Genomic DNA, 12,176 nt, shown 5'->3' with positions numbered 1-12,176 from the left:
GTTTAGCGCAGCGCTTTAATCGCTTTAGGCAGTGAGGCCAATCCCGCCATGACGCGCAAGCTTGATCTTTCCGCCTGCTGGAACGACGTGATGCATCTGTTTCGCGCCAACCGCGAACTGCTGCTCGGCGTGGCAGGCGTGTTCATCCTGCTTCCGGGACTCGCATTCGCGCTGTTCGTGTCGCGTCCCGAAAATCCCGCCGGTGCGGAGATCGAGACGCTCTACCGGCTGATGCTCGAATTCTACACTGACAATATCTTTTGGATCATCCTCGTCGGCCTGGCCAACGGCTTTGCCAGCGTAGTGATGCTGATACTGATCCTTGATTCCCGCCATCCCTCGGTGGGCGAGGCGATGCGCAAGGGTGTTTCGATCCTGCTACCCTATTATGCACTGGGCATATTGAGCAACATGATGGTGTTTCTCGGCTCGCTCGCCTTCGTGCTGCCAGGGATCTACATCTTCATGAAGCTGCTGGTGGCAGGCCCGGCGATGGTTGCCGAGCGCACCTATAACATCCCCGCTGCGATGCGCCGGTCCTGGGCCTTGACCAAGGGCAACAGCGCGCGGGTGCTGCTGTTCGTGCTGGTCGTCGCGGTGACGGCGTTCTTCGTTTATCTGACCACGGTGACCGTGATCGGGCTGGTGATCCGCCTTGCGGTCGATGGGGGTCTTGCCGACACGCTCACGACGTTGGTCGATTCCGTGATCAGCATGTTCCTCAGCGTGTTGATGGTGTGCGTCTATGCCGCGCTTTACCGCCAGCTGTCGGGCCCCGCCGCCGAGGATGTCGCCGAGACCTTCAGCTAGGCTCAATCACCGGAATATGCGGCGCGGCCGCGCGCGGAATAAGCCCGGTCAGACGCGGGTCGTCGAGCACCTCGATCTCGCGCCCGGTCGGCACGAACCCCTTGGCGATATAAAAGCCCAGCGCGCGAGGATCATCGAGCGTGCAGGTGTGCACCCAAAGCCGCTCGACTCCGGCGCGCCAGCCCATGCTCAGCGCCTGGGCCATCAACCAGCTACCAAAGCCCTCACCGGTCAACGCCGGGATCAGGCCGAAGAACGCGATCTCGCAGGCGCCTGTCTGACGAAAATCGAGCTCCAGCAGACCGACCTCGATGCCCTGCGGATCGAGCACCGCGAATATCTCGACACCAGGATCGTGAATGATCGTGACCAGCGCGTCTTCGGTCATCGCCAGCCGCGAAAACCACAGCCACGGCTCTCCTACCCGGCGATAGAGCATCCGGTACTTTTCCGCCGACGGCGCCTGCCAGCGCTTCAGACGCAGCGGCACCGGCTTGATCGGCCGAGGGCGCGGCCGGTCGCGCATCTCCAGATGCGTGACGATAGTGGCCAGCTGCCCGGCGGCGATGGGGGTGAACTGCGAGATCATGGGACTGTCCTAGACGGATGATGATCAACTTGCCAACTATGTGTGAAACACATAGTTGGCTGCTTGATGGACATCGAATTCGATCGCACGAAGGATGAGATCAACCGGTTCAAGCACGGTGTATCGCTCTCGTTTGACAAACGGGTGTTCGATGAGGTTGGCCATCTCGTCATTGGCTCATCGCGCCCCATTGACGGAGAAGACCGGTTCAAGGTGACTGGCAAAGTCGATGGCCGGCACTGGACGGCATCCATGTCTGGCAGGGTGACATCTGCCGACTGATATCGGTGCGAAGGAGCAATACAGGTGAACAAAGAGACTATGATCGCCATTCCTAAGGATCCGGATGATCCTGAGGATTTCGACGTCTCGGTTGCAGGGCTGGAGCGGGGCCTGATGGGCCGCCGGATCCGCCTATTGCGCAACCGTCTCGGGATGAGTCAGGAGGAGTTTGCCCGCGCATATGGCATACCGCTCGCCAACATCCGCCAATACGAGATTGGTCGGCACATGCCGCCGCCTGCCGTCCGCGCCTATCTCAAGGTCATCGCGGCGCAGCCTGAAATGGTGGCGAGAGCGATCGCTGACGCGGAGTGATCAACGGAAAACGCAGTTCACCCCGGACCACATGTTGGTAACCTTGGCCTTGGCATCCGTGCCGTCCAGGATTCCCGAAAGCCCCGCCGCATTGAATTCGGTGCCCAACGTCGTCTGTTCGATCTTCGCATCATAAGAATCGAGCAGCTGTGCGCGGGTGGAGCCGATGCCGACACCGCTGATTGTGGTCAGCTTTGCCGGAGGCTCGCCCTTGGCAGCGGTTTTTGGAGGGACTGCTGCGCTGCTGCGCTCGTTGAGCGCCCAGCCGGCAAACAGACCGTCGAGCGAATAAAGCGTCAGCCCGTCGTCCCAGCTCAGATACGCCAACGGCCCGGAGCCGCATTCCTCGTTGCGACCGGACTTGGCAGGACCCTTGAGCTTTTCGGCGACCAGTTTCAGCTGCGCCTGATCGACACCGAACGACAGCGGCCGGGTTGCGCCGCTTTTGGGATCGACCAGACGCAGACCTTCGCCATCAAGGCTGATAACCGGCGGGTGATCCGATGCTGACGCGCTGGTCGCCGCGCTTGTGCCTCCGGGCAAGGCAATCGCCGGATGGCCCGGTGGCAGATCAATGCCTTGGTGCGGGTCTGCGCCTGCCTCGGCCCGTTTCCCCGGCTCGGCCTGACAGGCAGCAAGCAGGGCTGCGGCCAACAGGGGCAGCATGGCGAGGATCTTCCGATGGGGTGTCATGACCGGCAGATTACGCGGCCAAGCCGGTCTCGCCTAGCGGCTTTTTACAGCCATGCAACTTTGCCGCAGTCAGTTGGCGATCAGCAGTGCTGGCCGGTCTTCGCCTGACGTCCCATTACCAAGCGCTGACGCTGCGGCATGGCCAGCGTTGCTCTTGTGACGGCACTGGCCATCGACGTGGCCGCCCTGCTCGATGGTGATCGTCTCGTAGCTGATATCTCCGGTCACCCGGGCGCTGGCGGTGATGACAAGCTCACGAGCATCGATCGATCCGGTCACCGTTCCGGCGAGTCGCGCGGTTTCGGCGACCACCGCGCCATGGATGGCGCTCGATTCGCCCTGCACCAGCGAGGCGCAACTGATGTCGCCTTCCACCCGGCCATCTATGTGCAGATCGACCTTGGCTGAAATGTTGCCGGTAATCACGACATCGGCGCCGATGACCGAAAAGGTGGAATTGCCGACCATGCTGGATCCTGACCTGGCTGAACGCGAATTAACGGGTGGCGTCGTCTGTCCGCTGTTCGGCGACGGCTTGGATCTTGAGAACATCACGATTGGCCTCCAGAAACGGGCGTGGGTTCATGGCACGGTCGTTGTGACGCACCTCGAAATGCAGATGGGTGCCAGTGGAACGACCGGTGCTGCCCATGCCGCCTAGCCGCTCGCCCTTGTTCACCCGCTGCCCGACGCGGACTCCGATCGAAGACAGGTGAGCATACCGTGTCACCAGGCCATTGCCATGCGCCACTTCGACGCAATTACCATAGCCGTTCTTGGAGCCGGCAAAAACGATTTTGCCCTGCGCGGCGGCGAGGATCGACGATCCATGCGCGCCCTTGAAGTCGATGCCACTGTGCAGAGCGGCGGCGCCGGTGAACGGATCGCGACGATATCCGAAGCCGCTGGTGATGGCGGGCGCCAGCGCGGGCGACCCCGAGGGAATGGCAACCAGGCCGCGCTCGAGGGCATCCATGCGGGCGAGCGTCTGTCCCAGAGCAGTAAACCGCGGATCGAGCCGCAGCGTCCCCGAACGCTTGAGCGGGATGAACGGACCACCCTGTGCCGACGCGCTGGCGCGCGCGACGCTGTCGGGGTTCAGCCCAAACTTGCGGATAGCCTGCTCGGCGTTGGCAGCGCGTATCGCCGCAGACTTAGTCAACTGCTCGACAAACGCAATCTGGCGCGCCTCCATCCGGGCGAGGCCGGCGGCTTCTGGAACCATTGCGCTGATCTTGCGCGCGGTCTTGTCGGCCTCGTCTGTGCCGCCCCCGGCAGTCGCACCGACGACTGCGCTCGCGTCCTCGCTCGCTGCCTGTTCACCAATATAGCTGGTGACGATATCTTCCAGAAACTCCTGGCGCTTCTCGAGATCGGCTGCGACATCGTTGACCGAGGAGCGATAGGCCGCGACCCGGCTGGCCGAGCTTTCGACTTGCGCTTGCTTGCGGACCAGCGCCAGCCGCTCGGCGCTGATGCTGTACTGGCTGACAAGCATGGCCAGCGTCACCACCAGCCACAGCAGCAGCGCAGCCGCAATAGCGCCAACGACCGCCATCTGCAGACGCGCCGATATTTTCACGAATTTGATTTGTCCCTGCGATCGCATAAAAAATTCGCGATCAGGGAACCATTGCGTCAGCGTGTTCGTAGCACGCTTACGCACCGATAAAATGTGCACGACCCGTTCGACCCTAATGTTAACCCCGAAGCGCGGCTAGCAAAGCGAATCGGGATTGGCGAATCGAGTCCGGGGTGATTGCCACGAGGCGGACGAGTCGTGCGATGAGCCGCATCGCCAAACGATTTTTTCTCAAATTTTGCGTCACTTTGAGTGTCAAAATGCGGGTGCAAACGGTTGCGAGTCGTTTTTTTCCTATCCAACCCTGCTCCGAGTCGCGGCTTGGAAGCGCCGCATCTGGCTGATACACGCTGGCCATGAACAACCCACCACCCCTCCTTCGGCAGGAACCCACTGCCGCGCAGATCATCGACCGCTGCTGCGTGGCCGCCCGCTGTGCATCGCACAGCCTGAGGCGGATGGATGATGCCGCCAAGGCAGATGCGCTTTGCGCAGCGGCAGTTGCCTTGCGCGAAGATGCAGACACCATCCTTGCAGCCAATATGCGCGATTGCGACGCGGGAATTGCGCGCGGACTGTCTTCTGCCATGATCGATCGGTTGCGGCTGGATGCCGGTCGCCTCGCGGCCATTGCCGAAAGCGTGGCCGCGGTGGCTGCCCTGCCCGACCCGGTGGGCGAAGAAATTGATCGGCGGATCGCGCCTGCAGGCATGACGCTGCGCCGGGTGCGGGTGCCGATCGGGGTCATCGGTATCATTTATGAGAGTCGTCCCAATGTGACTATCGACGCAGCAGCGTTGTGCGTTCGTTCAGGCAATGCCGTGATCCTGCGCGGCGGCAGCGAAGCGGTGCACAGCAACCGCGCGCTGCACACCAGTTTTGCGCGCGGACTGGCCAGCGCAGGGATGGAAGCAAACGCGGTGCAGCTGGTGCCGACGCAGGACCGCGACGCGGTGGGCGCAATGCTGGCGGCGAGCGGCGGGATCGATCTGATCATCCCGCGCGGCGGCAAGTCCCTGGTCGCGCGGGTCCAGGCAGATGCCCGGGTGCCCGTGCTCGCGCATCTCGACGGTATCTGCCACAGCTTTGTCCATGCCGCCGCCGATCCGGACATGGCGCGTGCTATCGTGGTCAACGCCAAGCTGCGCCGCACCGGGATCTGCGGAGCGATGGAGACATTGCTGATCGACCGCGACTATCCCGATGCCGCCGCCCTGCTCGCCGCTTTGGTCGATGGCGGATGCGAGGTACGCGGTGACGACATGGTGCTCGAGCTCGAGCCGCGCGCGGTTTCGGCGAGCGAGGAAGACTGGGACACCGAGTATCTCGATGCAATCGTATCGGCGTGCTTCGTGGACGGAATGGACGGCGCGCTGGCGCATATCGCGCGCCACAGTTCGGGCCATACCGAGGCGATCATCACCGCTGACGCGGATGTTGCTGCGCGGTTCCAGGCCGAAGTCGACAGCGCGATCGTCATGGTCAACGCCTCGAGCCAGTTTGCCGATGGCGGCGAATTCGGGCTGGGCGCGGAGATCGGCATCGCAACCGGACGCTTGCATGCCCGCGGCCCGGTCGCGCTGGAGGGGCTGACGACCTATAAGTGGCTGGTCGATGGGACCGGTCAGGTTCGCGGCTCATAGGAAGTTGCCGGACGCACGTATACATTGTATACATCGGCCATGAGCAAGTCCCAGGTCATCACCGCCCGCATCGACCCTGAAGTCATGGAACTGGTCGATCGCATTGCCGCCGCGCAAGGCCGCAGCCGCAGTTGGCTCGCCGCCCGCGCAATCGAAAAGATGGCCCGCGCCGAGACCGCGTTCATGGATTTCGTCAAGGTCGGCGAGGACGACATCGCCGCAGGTCGCTATTTGACGCAAGAGCAGATGGAAGAGTGGGTGGAGGAACGGGTCCGCAATCGTCAGGCCATCCGGCAAGCCGCTGAATGAGACGACTGATCTGGACTCCTGCAGCGCAGAAGGACCTCTCCGCAATCGATGACCAACTGTATGAAGAGGATCCCGAATTTGCTGACAGGGTCGTCATATCATCCGTTCGGTCGGCCCGCTTTCTGCTGGACTGGCCCTTTGCCGGACCGGTGGTAGGTGAAGCGGGCCAACGCAAATGGCCCATAAAGAGAACGCCCTACATTCTGATCTACCGACCTGTAGATGATGTTATCCTTGTCCTGCGCGTCTACCACGAGCGTCAGGACTGGGGCCAAGACCCTGGCGCGTCCGAATGAACGGCCGCCCTGTACGAATCGGCCTGATGGGTGGGTCATTCAATCCCGCGCATCGCGGCCACCGCGCGATCAGCCTGTTTGCGATCGAAGCGCTCGGGCTCGACGAGGTCTGGTGGCTGGTCAGTCCCGGCAATCCGCTCAAGGCAGGGTCCAGCGACATGGCCCCGCTCAAGGCACGGCTCGCATCGGCGCGCGCGATGGCCCGGCGCAGCCGGATTCGCGCGACCGCGATCGAGTCGCAATTGGGCACGCGCTACACGGTTGATACGCTCGCACGGGTACGCAAACGCTATCCGAAGCGCGACTTCATCTGGATCATGGGTGCCGACAATCTGGCCAATTTCCACCAGTGGTACCTGTGGCGAAACATCGCGCGGCAAATGCCGATTGCAGTCATCGCCCGCCCGGGATATGATGGCAATGCCATTTCGGCCCCCGCGATGGCCTGGTTCGGGCATCGTGTCCGTCCCCGGGACCAGGCAATTGACTGGACACGATGGAGTATGCCGGCGCTCGTGCTGCTGCGCTTTCGTCCTGATCCGCGATCTGCAACCGCCGTGCGCAGGAGCTATCCTGACTGGTTTCTGGATCACGCCGACCGTCCGGTGCGTGATGCAGTAACCCGGAAGCTGCTATCGTGACGGGCCCAGCCGGAGCTTCATCCACCCCAACCTGGGATATGTTTTCAACCCCTCACCCTGTGCCATTCTCGCTGTCGCCTGTCCGGCGATGCACCCATAATCAAGCGTATGTTCGCAAGGAGCTCAATTGACCAATCTTTCTTCCACCCCGTCAGGCCCCGTCCCCACCGGAGCCGTTGGCCCGGCGCCTCGGACCGCAGCAACGCAGCTTGCAGAAGCCACCGAGTTGCACGCGCTAGTGATGCAGTCGCTCGATGATGATCAGGCCCAGGAAGTGGTCTCGATTCCGCTCGCGGGCAAGAGCAACATCGCCGATTTCATGGTGATCGCCTCAGGCCGCTCGACCCGTCAGGTTGCGTCGATGGCGCAGAAGCTCGCCGAGCGCATCAAGCAGTCGGGCGGCACCGCGCGGATCGAAGGGATGACCAACGCCGATTGGGTGCTGATCGATGCCGGCGATGTCATCGTCCACCTGTTCCGCCCCGAGGTCCGCACGTTCTATAATCTGGAGCGCATGTGGGCCTTTGGCGAGGCTCCCGAGACGCCAAACGCCTGATCCGACACCGTCGGATTCGCCACCGACCCGTTCAGGCAGGATGATCGTTTATGCGCCTGCACATCATCGCGCGCGGCAAGATCGGTCGGTCCCCCGAGGCCGAGCTGGTGCAGCGCTATGTCAAGCGCATCCAGTGGCCGCTCGCGATCACCGAACTGCCCGACCGGGGGGGCACCCTTCCGCCCCCGGCGCCGGGCAGCCGCACGGTGATGCTCGATGAAACCGGCAAGCATCTGGGATCGATGGAGTTTGCCCAGACGCTCGATCGCTGGCGCGAGGACGGCGTGCGCGAGACCCGGTTCCTGATCGGCGCAGCAGACGGTTTCGATACCGCCGAGCGCGCCGGTGCGGACCTGCTGATCGCGTTCGGCAGGGCAACCTGGCCGCACCTGTTGGCGCGCGCGATGCTCGCCGAACAGCTCTATCGTGCCACCAGCATCCTGGCTGGCCATCCCTATCACCGCGAAGGTTGAGCGATGCCGCGGCGCTCTTTGGCATGGGCCTTGATCGCAGGCGGACTGCTCGCGCTTTCACTGCCCGGCAGCGCCGCCCCGGCCACCGCAGAGCAGGGCATGGATCTGCTGGACCAGGAACGCGCCGCGCTTGCCCGATCGCTTGCTGATGCCAAAGCCGCCGCGCGCCGGAGCCGGCGGCTCGAACGGCAGGCCGAAGATGCCATCGAAAACGCTGATCGCTCCCGGCGTGAAGCCCGCGCACTGGCATCGCGGGTGCAGGAGGCCGAAGCGGACATCGCGGTCGCAGAAGCACGCGTCACGATCATCACCACTTTACAGCGCGCGCAGCAGGCGCGGTTGGCCAAACGCCAGCAGCCGCTCGCCCGATTGACCGCAGCGCTGCAATCGCTGGCGCGGCGGCCCACAGTGCTCGCCCTGGTCCAACCCGGATCGATCGACGACATGGTTCGCGTCCGCGCGGTGCTGGCCACCACGCTTCCCAGGGTGCAGGCGCAGACCGCATTGCTGCGCCAGGACATCGCCCGATCAGCCAATCTGGCCGCGCAGGCCACGCGCGCAGCCAGGCTGCAGCGCGATGGTCGCCGCGAACTCGCGATCCGCCGCGCAGCGCTGGCCCGGCAGGAGGCGCAGTCTCGCGCGCAATCGCGCCAGCTTGCCAGCACCTCGCGGCTCGAGGAAGAACGCGCGCTGGGCCTTGGGGATCGCGCGCGCGATCTAAACACGCTGGTCAGCGATATCGAGGCGAGCGGAACGCTGCGCGAACGGCTGGCGGCGCTCGACGGCCCAGTGTTGCGTCCGCCCCGTCCACAGCAATCGCAGGTCGTCGAAAACGCGCCACTGGTGGTCCGCAGCGCCCGCCCAGCCTATCGCCTGCCGCTGATGGGCGCTGTTGTCGCTGGGTTCGGCGAGGTCGCAGAAACCGGTGTGCGCTCGCGCGGGCTCACCATCGCTGCGCGCCCCGGGGCCGTATTGATCGCGCCTGCCGATGGCCGGGTCGGGTTTGCCGGGCCCTATCGCGGCTTTGGCCGGATCGTGATCATCGAGCATGTCGGGGGCTGGACCAGCCTGATCACCGGGATGGAGCGCACGCCGCTGAAGGTCGGCGAACGCGTGGCGCAGGGCGACCCGATCGGCCGCGCGGGCGATAACCGCCCCCGGATCACCGTGGAACTGCGCCGCAACGGCCGTCCGATCGATATCGCGGCATTGATCGCATAGCGTCGAGCCGTTCACCTGCCGGAAAGGTGGCATCGCTAGCGTGATCTACTGGTCGAAACGGATTGCGGTTTGATGGCAAAGCATCTGGCAATTGCCCTTGCAAACGCCTAGATTATAAAAGCCGCGCTTTGGGGAGTGCGTGACGATCACTGTCTGGGGAATGCACCTGTCATCCGTTGGGATCGGGCCAGCTTAACCCAGGCCAAAGCCCAAACCGGTTCAACAACAAGGTTGCGTTTGATGATGAAGTCCCGCCTCGCCCGAGTTTCCGCGATTGCCCTGGCCGTAGCCCTGGTGCCTGTGGCGACATCGGCCATTTCGCAAGTCGAGTCCGACACCCAGGCGGAGATTTCGCGGTTTGTCGACATCTTCGAGCGGGTGAAGACCGATTATGTCGAGCCGGTGGATGACGATAAATTGGTGCGCGGCGCGATCGACGGCATGCTCGCCAGTCTCGATCCGCACAGCAGCTTCCTTGATGCACGCGATTTCGCCAACCTGCGCACCCAGACCGAGGGCATGTACGGCGGGCTGGGCCTGTCGGTGACGATGCAGGATGGCGCGGTCAAGGTCATCGCGCCCACCCGCGAGACCCCCGCCGACAAGGCCGGCATCAAGCCGGGTGATTACATCACCCACCTCGACGGCAAGTTGATCTATGGCGGCACGCTGGACGAGGCGGTCGATCAGATGCGCGGCGAGCCTGGCTCGACGATCAAGCTGACCATCGTGCGCGAAGGTCGCGACAAGCCGTTCGACGTCAGCATCACCCGCGCAATCATCGATCTCAAGCCGGTGACCTGGGAGATCAAGGATGACATCGGCGTCATCACCATCGCCAGCTTTACTTCGCGTGTTGGCGAGGAGGTGTCGAAGGCGGTGCAGGACATCGAAGCCAAGCTGGGCCGCAAGCCGGTCGGCTATGTGCTCGACATGCGCTCGAACCCCGGCGGCCTGCTCGACGAGGCCGTCGCCGTGTCCGACGCGTTCCTCGAAAAGGGCGAGATCGTCTCGCAGCGAGGGCGTCACAAGGGTGATATCGAACGTTATTATGCCCGCCCCGGCGACGTCATTGGCGGCGCGCCGCTGATCGTGCTGGTCGATTCAGGCTCGGCTTCGGCATCGGAGATCGTTGCGGGCGCGCTGCAGGATCACCGCCGAGCATTGGTGATGGGCGAGCGCAGCTTTGGCAAGGGTTCAGTGCAGACGCTGCTGCCGCTGTCGCGCACCACCGCCCTCAAGCTTACCACCGCGCGGTATTTCACCCCGTCGGGCAATTCGGTGCAGGAAGGCGGGATCGAGCCCGACATCGCGGTGCCGCAGCTGTCCGATCCCGACTACAAGACCCGGATGAAACTGCGCGAATCCGATCTGCGCGGTCACCTGATCAACGAGATCGGACTGGATGACAAGGATCTGGAGGTCGACAAGCTTGCCGATCCGCGCTTCTCGATGACCACCGAGCAGCTCGAGGAAAAGGGCATCGAGGACTTCCAGCTCTATTACGCGATGGCGACGCTCCAGCGCACAACGATGGCAAGCGCCCGGCTCGCTGCAACCAGGGGTGGGCTCACGCGTTCCACTGGTGCGACGCGTCCGCTCACTCGCCGCAACTGAGGGTCCCTTCACCGGGGAACAAACCAGTTTTGATTGAATCTTTCGGGGGCCTGATCTGATATGACATCGCGCGCGCCGCGTATCGCTGCCTGGCTGGCACTTCTGGTCCCGGCCTTCATGCTGGGCGGAGCATTGATCAGCCAGTATGTGTTTGGCCTGTACCCCTGCGAGATGTGCTATTGGCAGCGCTGGCCGCACTGGGTTGCGCTGGTGCTGGGTGGGGTGGCCGTGCTGTCTGTCCGCCGGGTTCAGGGGCTTGCAGTCGGAATGGCTTCGCTCGCCGCCGTCGCGATTGCGATCAGCGGTCTGATCGGCGGCTTTCATGCCGGGGTCGAATATGGCTGGTGGGATGGCGTGACAAGCTGTGCGTCAACCATCTCCGCTGGAACGACGACCGACGATGTTCTCAATTCGATCATGGCTGCGCCGCTGGTGCGCTGTGATACAGCCCCCTGGTCGATGTTCGGCATCTCGCTGGCGGGTTACAATTTCCTCTTGTCGCTGGCTGGTGCCGCCGCCATCTATCTGCTGCTACGCCGCAAAAAGCCCGGGATAATCGCAGAATGACCCACCACAACGAAACGTTGAACCCCGCCAAGCGCGAGATCGACCTCGCTGAAATGATCCGTGTCAACCAGGCCGGCGAATATGGTGCTACGCGGATCTATGCGGGTCAGCGCGCCGTGATGGGTGATACCGGGCCCGAAGCCCGCGCAATCGCCGGGATGGCAGAGCAGGAAGAGGTTCACCGCGCCTTCTTCGACAAGCTGATGGCCGATCGCGGCGTCCGCCCGACCGCGTTGCAACCGTTTTGGAACATCGCAGGCTTTGGCCTTGGCGCCGTCACCGCGCTGATTGGCCCCAAGGCGGCTATGGCATGCACTGTCGCGGTCGAGACCGAGATCGACCGCCATTATTCCGATCAGCTCGAGGAGTTGGGCGACAGCCACCCAGAACTGAGCACTGCAATCGCCAAGTTCCGCGACGAGGAGCTCGAGCACAAGGAACGCGCGCTGGCCGAAGGCGCCGAACAGGCCATCGGTTACCCTGTGATGAGCACGGTCATTCGTATGGGCTGCCGCGCGGCGATTGCCCTTTCCAAACGCATTTGATGCAATCAAACATATCCCATCAGGCTGCGGCGTCACA

At 63.4% G+C, this 12,176-nt stretch carries 17 protein-coding genes; 13 read left to right on the top strand and 4 right to left on the bottom strand.

Going from position 1 to position 12,176, the window contains the following annotated elements:
• Positions 1–48 precede the first annotated feature (48 nt).
• Entirely contained in the window at positions 49–810 is a 762-nt protein-coding gene (locus IEW00_RS06400; protein ID WP_188513538.1) for a glycerophosphoryl diester phosphodiesterase membrane domain-containing protein, read from the top strand.
• Here IEW00_RS06400 and IEW00_RS06395 read toward each other — a convergent pair.
• A complete protein-coding gene (locus IEW00_RS06395) occupies positions 803–1,399 on the bottom strand; it encodes a GNAT family N-acetyltransferase (RefSeq protein ID WP_188513537.1) in 597 nt (198 codons plus the stop codon). The genes IEW00_RS06400 and IEW00_RS06395 overlap by 8 nt on opposite strands.
• A gap of 66 nt (positions 1,400–1,465) precedes the next feature.
• Here IEW00_RS06395 and IEW00_RS06390 point away from each other — a divergent pair, with 66 nt between their 5' ends.
• On the top strand, positions 1,466–1,681 hold the full coding sequence (locus IEW00_RS06390; protein ID WP_229736856.1) for a BrnT family toxin: 216 nt from the start codon (positions 1,466–1,468) through the stop codon (positions 1,679–1,681).
• Positions 1,682–1,705: 24 nt separating this feature from the next.
• Positions 1,706–1,996, top strand: a complete 291-nt coding sequence (locus IEW00_RS06385; protein WP_188513536.1) for a helix-turn-helix domain-containing protein — start codon at positions 1,706–1,708, stop codon at positions 1,994–1,996.
• Here the strand turns inward: IEW00_RS06385 and IEW00_RS06380 are convergent, their stop codons facing one another.
• The 3 genes from IEW00_RS06380 to IEW00_RS06370 all read right to left on the bottom strand — a co-directional run bounded on the left by IEW00_RS06380 (position 1,997) and on the right by IEW00_RS06370 (position 4,355).
• Positions 1,997–2,689 carry a hypothetical protein gene (locus IEW00_RS06380; RefSeq protein WP_188513535.1) on the bottom strand — a complete coding sequence of 231 codons (693 nt, stop codon included), beginning with the start codon at positions 2,687–2,689 and terminating at the stop codon, positions 1,997–1,999.
• Positions 2,690–2,758: 69 nt separating this feature from the next.
• Positions 2,759–3,157: a bactofilin family protein gene (locus IEW00_RS06375; RefSeq protein ID WP_188513534.1), complete on the bottom strand. Its 399-nt coding sequence runs from the start codon at positions 3,155–3,157 to the stop codon at positions 2,759–2,761.
• A 28-nt stretch (positions 3,158–3,185) separates the two neighbouring features.
• Positions 3,186–4,355 (bottom strand): M23 family metallopeptidase, encoded by a 1,170-nt coding sequence (locus tag IEW00_RS06370; protein ID WP_229736855.1) that lies wholly within the window; start codon positions 4,353–4,355, stop codon positions 3,186–3,188.
• A 272-nt stretch (positions 4,356–4,627) separates the two neighbouring features.
• Here IEW00_RS06370 and IEW00_RS06365 point away from each other — a divergent pair, with 272 nt between their 5' ends.
• The 10 genes from IEW00_RS06365 to IEW00_RS06320 all read left to right on the top strand — a co-directional run bounded on the left by IEW00_RS06365 (position 4,628) and on the right by IEW00_RS06320 (position 12,139).
• Positions 4,628–5,914: a glutamate-5-semialdehyde dehydrogenase gene (locus tag IEW00_RS06365; protein WP_188513532.1), complete on the top strand. Its 1,287-nt coding sequence runs from the start codon at positions 4,628–4,630 to the stop codon at positions 5,912–5,914.
• 39 nt (positions 5,915–5,953) lie between these two features.
• Positions 5,954–6,223: a CopG family ribbon-helix-helix protein gene (locus IEW00_RS06360; protein ID WP_188513531.1), complete on the top strand. Its 270-nt coding sequence runs from the start codon at positions 5,954–5,956 to the stop codon at positions 6,221–6,223.
• Positions 6,220–6,519 carry a type II toxin-antitoxin system RelE/ParE family toxin gene (locus IEW00_RS06355; RefSeq protein WP_188513530.1) on the top strand — a complete coding sequence of 100 codons (300 nt, stop codon included), beginning with the start codon at positions 6,220–6,222 and terminating at the stop codon, positions 6,517–6,519. The genes IEW00_RS06360 and IEW00_RS06355 overlap by 4 nt, the downstream gene beginning before the upstream one ends.
• Positions 6,516–7,160 carry a nicotinate-nucleotide adenylyltransferase gene (locus IEW00_RS06350; RefSeq protein WP_188513529.1) on the top strand — a complete coding sequence of 215 codons (645 nt, stop codon included), beginning with the start codon at positions 6,516–6,518 and terminating at the stop codon, positions 7,158–7,160. Before IEW00_RS06355 ends, IEW00_RS06350 begins: the two co-directional genes overlap by 4 nt.
• A 226-nt stretch (positions 7,161–7,386) precedes the next feature.
• On the top strand, positions 7,387–7,716 hold the full coding sequence (gene rsfS / locus IEW00_RS06345; RefSeq protein WP_505283287.1) for a ribosome silencing factor: 330 nt from the start codon (positions 7,387–7,389) through the stop codon (positions 7,714–7,716).
• Positions 7,717–7,766: 50 nt separating this feature from the next.
• A complete protein-coding gene (locus IEW00_RS06340) occupies positions 7,767–8,189 on the top strand; it encodes a 23S rRNA (pseudouridine(1915)-N(3))-methyltransferase RlmH (protein WP_188513528.1) in 423 nt (140 codons plus the stop codon).
• Between the two features lie 3 nt (positions 8,190–8,192).
• Entirely contained in the window at positions 8,193–9,410 is a 1,218-nt protein-coding gene (locus tag IEW00_RS06335) for a murein hydrolase activator EnvC family protein (protein WP_188513527.1), read from the top strand.
• Between the two features lie 243 nt (positions 9,411–9,653).
• Positions 9,654–11,027 (top strand): S41 family peptidase, encoded by a 1,374-nt coding sequence (locus IEW00_RS06330; RefSeq protein WP_188513871.1) that lies wholly within the window; start codon positions 9,654–9,656, stop codon positions 11,025–11,027.
• 60 nt (positions 11,028–11,087) lie between these two features.
• On the top strand, positions 11,088–11,594 hold the full coding sequence (locus IEW00_RS06325; RefSeq protein ID WP_188513526.1) for a disulfide bond formation protein B: 507 nt from the start codon (positions 11,088–11,090) through the stop codon (positions 11,592–11,594).
• Complete coding sequence (locus IEW00_RS06320; protein WP_188513525.1) at positions 11,591–12,139, top strand: demethoxyubiquinone hydroxylase family protein; 549 nt, start codon at positions 11,591–11,593, stop codon at positions 12,137–12,139. Before IEW00_RS06325 ends, IEW00_RS06320 begins: the two co-directional genes overlap by 4 nt.
• Positions 12,140–12,176 lie beyond the last annotated feature (37 nt).

The sequence above is a fragment of the Blastomonas aquatica genome, assembly GCF_014639875.1.
In the GTDB taxonomy this organism is placed as follows: domain Bacteria; phylum Pseudomonadota; class Alphaproteobacteria; order Sphingomonadales; family Sphingomonadaceae; genus Blastomonas; species Blastomonas aquatica.
The sequence above is the reverse complement of the archived record's forward strand: the minus strand, read 5'-3'. Positions and strand labels throughout refer to the sequence as shown.

Excerpts from the sequence above, each read along its gene's own strand:
- IEW00_RS06395 (WP_188513537.1), bottom strand. The coding sequence starts at position 1,399 with ATGATCTCGCAGTTCACCCCCATCGCCGCCGGGCAGCTGGCCACTATC.
- IEW00_RS06335 (WP_188513527.1), top strand. The coding sequence starts at position 8,193 with ATGCCGCGGCGCTCTTTGGCATGGGCCTTGATCGCAGGCGGACTGCTC.
- IEW00_RS06360 (WP_188513531.1), top strand. The coding sequence starts at position 5,954 with ATGAGCAAGTCCCAGGTCATCACCGCCCGCATCGACCCTGAAGTCATG.
- IEW00_RS06350 (WP_188513529.1), top strand. The coding sequence starts at position 6,516 with ATGAACGGCCGCCCTGTACGAATCGGCCTGATGGGTGGGTCATTCAAT.
- IEW00_RS06355 (WP_188513530.1), top strand. The coding sequence starts at position 6,220 with ATGAGACGACTGATCTGGACTCCTGCAGCGCAGAAGGACCTCTCCGCA.
- IEW00_RS06365 (WP_188513532.1), top strand. The coding sequence starts at position 4,628 with ATGAACAACCCACCACCCCTCCTTCGGCAGGAACCCACTGCCGCGCAG.
- IEW00_RS06390 (WP_229736856.1), top strand. The coding sequence starts at position 1,466 with ATGGACATCGAATTCGATCGCACGAAGGATGAGATCAACCGGTTCAAG.
- IEW00_RS06330 (WP_188513871.1), top strand. The coding sequence starts at position 9,654 with ATGAAGTCCCGCCTCGCCCGAGTTTCCGCGATTGCCCTGGCCGTAGCC.
- IEW00_RS06340 (WP_188513528.1), top strand. The coding sequence starts at position 7,767 with ATGCGCCTGCACATCATCGCGCGCGGCAAGATCGGTCGGTCCCCCGAG.
- IEW00_RS06375 (WP_188513534.1), bottom strand. The coding sequence starts at position 3,157 with ATGGTCGGCAATTCCACCTTTTCGGTCATCGGCGCCGATGTCGTGATT.
- IEW00_RS06320 (WP_188513525.1), top strand. The coding sequence starts at position 11,591 with ATGACCCACCACAACGAAACGTTGAACCCCGCCAAGCGCGAGATCGAC.
- IEW00_RS06380 (WP_188513535.1), bottom strand. The coding sequence starts at position 2,689 with ATGACACCCCATCGGAAGATCCTCGCCATGCTGCCCCTGTTGGCCGCA.
- IEW00_RS06325 (WP_188513526.1), top strand. The coding sequence starts at position 11,088 with ATGACATCGCGCGCGCCGCGTATCGCTGCCTGGCTGGCACTTCTGGTC.
- IEW00_RS06400 (WP_188513538.1), top strand. The coding sequence starts at position 49 with ATGACGCGCAAGCTTGATCTTTCCGCCTGCTGGAACGACGTGATGCAT.